The 6,093-nt window shown below is 54.1% G+C and carries 9 protein-coding genes; 6 read left to right on the top strand and 3 right to left on the bottom strand.

Translation table 11 applies throughout. From position 1 onward, the window contains the following. The 3 genes from GOW98_RS25175 to GOW98_RS25165 all read left to right on the top strand — a co-directional run. Positions 1 to 305 (top strand): neutral zinc metallopeptidase (locus GOW98_RS25175; protein WP_170337344.1); only part of this gene is annotated, 305 nt, incomplete at its 5' end. A 53-nt stretch (positions 306 to 358) separates the two neighbouring features. Further along, positions 359 to 562, top strand: coding sequence for a hypothetical protein (locus GOW98_RS25170; protein ID WP_170337343.1), 204 nt, complete (start codon positions 359 to 361; stop codon positions 560 to 562). A 26-nt stretch (positions 563 to 588) separates the two neighbouring features. Next, a complete protein-coding gene (locus GOW98_RS25165) occupies positions 589 to 1,677 on the top strand; it encodes a transporter substrate-binding domain-containing protein (protein WP_170337342.1) in 1,089 nt (362 codons plus the stop codon). 313 nt (positions 1,678 to 1,990) lie between these two features. On the opposite strand, the gene GOW98_RS25160 is transcribed toward GOW98_RS25165, so the two are convergent. Both GOW98_RS25160 and GOW98_RS25155 read right to left on the bottom strand, forming a co-directional pair. After that, positions 1,991 to 2,674 carry an AIM24 family protein gene (locus GOW98_RS25160; RefSeq protein ID WP_170337341.1) on the bottom strand — a complete coding sequence of 228 codons (684 nt, stop codon included), beginning with the start codon at positions 2,672 to 2,674 and terminating at the stop codon, positions 1,991 to 1,993. Position 2,675: 1 nt separating this feature from the next. Continuing rightward, entirely contained in the window at positions 2,676 to 3,485 is an 810-nt protein-coding gene (locus tag GOW98_RS25155; RefSeq protein ID WP_170337340.1) for a DUF4239 domain-containing protein, read from the bottom strand. Between GOW98_RS25155 and GOW98_RS25150 the strand changes: the two genes are divergently transcribed. Then, positions 3,472 to 4,482 (top strand): TAXI family TRAP transporter solute-binding subunit, encoded by a 1,011-nt coding sequence (locus GOW98_RS25150; protein WP_170337339.1) that lies wholly within the window; start codon positions 3,472 to 3,474, stop codon positions 4,480 to 4,482. The genes GOW98_RS25155 and GOW98_RS25150 overlap by 14 nt on opposite strands. A gap of 124 nt (positions 4,483 to 4,606) precedes the next feature. Further along, entirely contained in the window at positions 4,607 to 4,885 is a 279-nt protein-coding gene (locus GOW98_RS25635; protein ID WP_217359742.1) for a DUF4377 domain-containing protein, read from the top strand. Between the two features lie 181 nt (positions 4,886 to 5,066). Here GOW98_RS25635 and GOW98_RS25140 read toward each other — a convergent pair whose 3' ends face one another. Next, a complete protein-coding gene (locus GOW98_RS25140) occupies positions 5,067 to 5,864 on the bottom strand; it encodes a DUF3604 domain-containing protein (protein WP_367646907.1) in 798 nt (265 codons plus the stop codon). On the opposite strand from GOW98_RS25140, the gene GOW98_RS25135 reads away from it, so the two are divergent. Continuing rightward, on the top strand, positions 5,748 to 6,093 hold a 346-nt coding region (locus tag GOW98_RS25135), incomplete at its 3' end, for a DDE-type integrase/transposase/recombinase (RefSeq protein WP_170337337.1). The genes GOW98_RS25140 and GOW98_RS25135 overlap by 117 nt on opposite strands.

Here is a 6,093-nt window from a genome sequence, read left to right as displayed (position 1 = left end):
AGGCCAGCCAGGCCGATGCCAATGCCTTGTCCGTGCGCGTGGAACTTCAGGCCGATTGCTACTCCGGCGTCTGGGCACGGGCCATGGATCAACGGTTTGGGGTGCTGGAACCTGGCGACATTGAAGAAGCACTCAATACAGCCGCAGCGATCGGGGATGACGCACTGCAACGCGCGCAACGGGGCGTGGTCGTCCCGGACAGTTTTACCCACGGCACCAGCGCACAACGGCAAAACTGGTTTTACCGTGGCTACAAGTCCGGAAACCCCAACAGCTGCGATACCTTCGCAGCAAGACAACTCTGACCTTGAAGGAAAACGAATGAAATTCAGACTGATAGCAGCCGTCAGGACGACTATTGAGCCAGTTCTGGGATATACTTCAGCGCTCTCTATTTCCGCTGTCCTGCAATGGCGATCGTCCACCGTGCCCGATCTGGTCGACTCGTTTGGACCTGCGTGCAAGAATGGGCAAGGCCATTCTTGCCGAAGCCTCTTTTGGTTGCCTGAGTTTGTTTGAAGATAATGTGGATGCAACAGACGCATTTGTTTTCCGTCCGTGAGTTTTTAGCCCTGATGCGCAAAGGATATGACACATAGCCGTTTTCTGATTTTGCCCGCGATCCTGATGATCTTCGCAGTGCTTGCTCCCATGTCGTCGCAGGCACAAGAGCGTTCGGGACCAGTGCCTGTTGCCGCCGCGCTGTGCCCGCCGTTTGTGATTGGTGAGGCAGACAAGCTGGATGGTCTGGCCATCTTCCTGTGGGATCGGGTGGCCCGGGAACTTGCGCTGGACTACGACATCACACTGATGAACTTCGGAGACATGATCGACAGCGTTGCTACGGGGCAATCGGCCGTTGGGATTTCCTGCCTGTCGATCACCTCCGAGCGCGAAGAACGGGTGGATTTCTCGCATTCGTTTTTCGAGACCCACAAGGCCATCGGGGTCAAGAAAGCCAGCTACCTCAGCTCTATTCGGCAATTCCTGCTAAGCCCACGCATTCTGACCGCGATCATCATCGTGCTGGGTGCAGCCGCGCTGGTGGGTGGGGTGTTCTATCTGCTCGAACATAAAATAAACGCAAAGCTCTATGCGATGAAAACGCGCGGTGGCAAGGTGATGGAGGCGCTGGTCATCGGCCTGTTGTTCGTGACGCGCGGTCCCATTCGGTACTACGAGTTCAAAACACCAACGGCGCGCATTCTGTCCGCCGTATTAGCAGTGGGCAGCACGATTATGGTTGCCAGCATCACAGCCATACTGGCCAGTGCCTTTACCTTGGAGCAAATCCGAACTGAAATACGCTCGCCTGACGATCTGGCAAATGTGCGGGTTGCGACGCTGGCGGATTCAACGTCGGCGGAATATCTGCAACGGTCAGGCATCGCCGCGCGCAGCTTTGCTACTTTGTCAGAAGTGGTTACCAGCCTGGATGCGGACCAGGTCGATGCGGTTGTTATGGATGCACCCGCCCTGAAATATGAAATCCTGCGTGGCAGAGAGCAGGGGCGTTTCCAGGATGTTGAAGTGCTGCCTTATGAGTTCGAAGAACAGAATTACGCCTTCGCCCTGCAGGATGAGAGCGAATATGTCGAGGTTCTCAATCGCGCTTTGCTTTCTGTGCGAAAAAGCCCGGCGTGGGACACCGAACTGCTGCGGTACATCGGGAAGTGAGCCCGTCCATCTCCATCGATCAAGCTTGGCAAAAACTGACAAAAAAGAGAGACGATGCCGTAGAAACTACTATGGGTCTTGCTGGAACATTCTGAGTTGGACCGAAACGCTGGATACATTCTATGTAAATCTTACGGAGGTGAGCGAAGGCCCGGTCGCGCTCTATGTGTTGGGCGAAATATCCGGTCCCGCAAAGGACAACCTAATATCACGTGACTGGATCGTGGAAGAGACAGGTCTTATCACTCCGGACGCCTTCCCGCTGAGATGATCACAGAAATTGCGAATTGAACGTACCAAGAGCGACCTTGCGCTATTCAAACAAAGAGCCCTGGATATGGTCCCCACCGCTCATCTGATTATGCAGGTACTCGTTCCAGTAAGGCGTCCAGGACACCAACGCTTTTCCGGTTCCTTCAAACAACCGCAGCCGGGTTTGACCAGAAATCAGGTTCCGGGGAAACCTCGCCGATCGCACGGACCGAAACTTCAACCCCGAGGTGCGGCCTAAAACAAGGCGGCCCTGCACTTTGAGCTCTCCGTCGGTCACAGAAATCTCTTCGACCGGGCCCGGCGCGTTGATGGCTACTTTGCCGGCACCGCGCAGTGTTGTTTTCCACGCGAACAGTCCGTCACCGGCCCACCAGCTTGCCAGCATCGGGTCACGGTGCAGGCCAAGCTTTACCGATCCTTCGCTTGCCCAGTATTCGCCGGGCTCCAGTATCCATTTCTCGTTTGGCTGAACGTCGAACACGTGAAACCCGGCAAGCGATGGCTGTAAATGGATTGTCCCGGTCCCGCTGTAATATGGCCTGATCCGGGATTCACGAGCGAAGATATTGCGAAAGATATCACCCACCCCGGGCAGTCTGGGCGTAAAGGAGATGTCACCGCGAAAGTTCGACAACGCGCCCCGGGCGGCCTGAACCGTTTCCTCATCCAGATGCATACGCAACTGGCGCATCCCCTCAACATTTGTAACGTCGAATCTGGCCATTTCAGAACCTCTCGCCCGGGGGTTCATCCCAGACCATCAGGCGACTCCAGAGAAGCCTGAAGGGTTCAGGTTGCAACGCCGCGCCACCGCGCAAGGGTCGATCAAGGGTTACAATAACGAAGAGGATCACACCCAGAAAAACCGCCGTGATGCTGCCCAGAACAAGGTGCTGACGGATCCTGATCCGAAACATGGTCATCAACAGAATGCTGATTACGGCACCTACCAGAACAGCCTGCCATAGCACGTCTGGAATTGCCGTTCCAACTCCGGCCAATCTCAACTGCCGTGCGTCGGAAAAGTCCTGAAAGGATGACACAACTTCGGTGTGCACGATTTGCTCGGCCCCGGTCTGGGGAGAATACTCGGCCAGCTTGCGGCGAATAGCCTCTGCGCGATTGTAACCGCCGTTTAGAATCTGGCCTTCTTGGTGGGCAGGCCACTCAGTGTGGATGGTGTAGAGCACATAATCCCGCATGATCAGCTTTACTTCGCTGCGGTAGGGTTCAGCGTAGACGTTGAGCTGCGCGTAAAGCGATCCCAGCGAAGTCGCCTCAAGCAGAATGCTTTCTTTGACACGTTCAGAATTCTGGTAGGCTGCAACCGTCAGAAGGCCCAGCAAAAGGCCATAAAACAAGCTGAACCCGGACGTCACATAGTTAATTGATGAATTGAAATCCGGGCCCGTTCCCAGAAGAATACGAAGAATGGGTTTGACAACAAACAGCCCGATCACGACCGCAGCCAGAGCGATCAGAACAAACCATATAGCCAAGCTTTGGGTCGGGATGTCATAAATGAAATCAGGCATATCCCTGCCACTTGTAAATACCCTTGAAATAATACGATTGGTTCGAACGATGACAAAACGGTTATTCGGCGTTTTCCTGAGTTTTTCCCTATTTTTTCCTGGATTTTTGACCGCTCAGGACGTCAAAGTTTTTAGTATAGGATCAGGGAATGTATCCGGAAATTATTTTCCCGTTGCGCGTGCAATCTGCGACGCATTCAACAGCCGGGACGACTCGTTGCGAAGATGCAGCCCAGAGCCTACACCGGGTAGCGTATACAACTTGAAAATGATGCAATCCGGTGAGCTGGAATTTGCGATCGCACAGTCCGACTGGCAGCAGGCGGCTTTTCAGGGCACGACCCTTTTCGCGAAAGATGGAGCAATGGACGATCTGCGCGTCGTCACCCCTCTGTTCAAAGAGGCGGTGACGATCCTGGCCGCGCCTAACTCAGGTATCCGAACAATTCGTGATCTACGCGGCAAAGCTGTGGATCTAGGGCGTTCTGCGTCCGGCAGAAACGCATCCATCCGAAGTTTCTTTGACCAAACGGGCTTCGGGCTGGATTGGTTCGGTTCCACATACGAATTGGAACCGTCCAATGCACTGCAAGAGCTTTGCGAAGGGCGCATTGATGCGAGTATCTTTGTGCTGGGGCATCCCAATCAACTGATCCAACAGGCATTAGACAGATGTGAGGCGACAATAGTATCGGTCACGGGCCCCAGCGTTTCAGAATTCCTGAGCCAAAATCCGGTATATCAAATCGCTACAATTAACATGGAACCATATGGGCAGCCGGGTCGAGAAATACCCACGATATCCGTCGTCGCCGCTCTTGTGGCACGCGATGGGGTTGAAGCCAGCCTTGTCGCGGATCTTGCGGATGCGATCGAAGATGCGCATGAGAAGCTGACCGCTGACCTGCCCGTATTGGACGCGGGCATTTTGAAAAATCCCAAGGTTCTGAACATGCCTGTACCTGATCATCCGGGGATTTCTTTGGTTCAGAACTAAGCTGTTGGATTCGCGGTATTTAAGATCTGGCACCCGATACTGCGGCGGAAACACTCAACAAGCATGAGGCACGTTAATCCTAATGATTAAATCGAGATGTTCCGGATCCCCGACGATTGCGATCATGGCGGTTATCTGCGCGTTTCCTGTGCCAAGCGCGAATGCTGGCAATGATGATGAAAAACTGGTGTTCGAGATTGCCGCCGATCGAGTGCCATGCGTCGGAGTTGCGCCCATGCAATGTTTGGTGATCAATGGCGAATTCTTCTATGACAGCATAGTCGGGTACAGACATTTCGACGGACAGACCGCGAAAATTTGCGTGTTGCGCACAAAACGGCCCGCGCCAATACCTGCCGATCTTGGTGCGTTCTTATTCACACGTGTGCCCTGCGAAGATTGAACGACCGAGCCAGTTTTGAGGGTTTTAGTTGAGCATGATCGGCGCTTAGCCAACTCCCATCCCCTATTACTTGATTCCGCCATATCGACCAGCCGGAGTACCATTCGCTACAGGCGCAACCCCAAGGCACACTTACAATCTTCCGGCAATTGAACTTCTAACAATCACCTTCATTATGGCTCTAAGGCGTATACCAGATCGGTGAGGTGTAAGCGCGCTCTTGTGTAACAAGAGGCACATCTTCCGGCATTTTGATGTTGAACCGGACCGCGTCATACGCCGTCCAGCGTGGCGTTGGAATTTCGATGACGCGGGCATAATAGAAAGCGGAGAGCTTGGGATCGAAGTCTGGATCCTGCCAGACCGTTCCAAGTTCTGGCGAGCCTATGGTGTTTGTCCATGATGGGACGCTCAGATCGACCGTGTTACCGACCTTAGGCAGCTTACCCTCGCCGTTGGGTTCGCGGTCATCAGACCAAGCAACGTCATGGACGATTTCCTGCTGCTCACCGTTCGCGTCGAGCCAGCCTTTGATGATCTGAATGCGGTCGAGGTTCGCGCCCATTGGGTCCCGAAGCGCGTAGACAAGGAAGGACGGAGACCCGTTCCCCGGACGCAGGTCAGAACCCATTGGAACACCTTTGGAGTAACCGATCTGAGCAAGGTTACGACGATGTGCATCGCTTTCGTCAAAGTCCCACCCTCCAAAGAGACGTACGCGCATACGCGGGCCCGTTGTAGCGTAGGTCTCTCGGCGGTGCATACCGTCCCAGATGGCCTTTCGGCTGTTTTCAGTTGCCCAAACGGTCTTGTCAGAAGAATATTTCTTGAGCGGGGTAGGGCGGTTGCGTAGCTTTTGTCCATGACAAGATCTGCCTCTTTCAAATACTTTAAAACCAGCCCCGAGATAATCCGCCTTGCAGTGATGCTGTATACCCGTTTCCCGCTCTCGCTTCGGAATGTTGAAGATCTGTTGCACGAGCGAGGCATCGACGTGAGCCACGAAACTGTCCGATACTGGTGGAACAGGTTTGGCCCAATGTTTGCTGCCGAGATCAGACGTAAGCGTGTTCAGCAGCTGCGCGCATTCTCCAAATGGAAGTGGCACGTGGACGAGGTTTTCGTGAAGGTGAATGGCAAGAGACACTACCTCTGGCGGGCCGTTGATCATGAAGGCGAGGTGTTGGAAGCAGTCGTCACCAAACGCC

It is taken from the genome of Ruegeria arenilitoris, assembly GCF_013032445.1.
In the GTDB taxonomy this organism is placed as follows: domain Bacteria; phylum Pseudomonadota; class Alphaproteobacteria; order Rhodobacterales; family Rhodobacteraceae; genus Ruegeria; species Ruegeria arenilitoris_F.
Note: the sequence above shows the minus strand (reverse complement) of the source record. Positions and strands in the feature narration are given on the sequence as shown.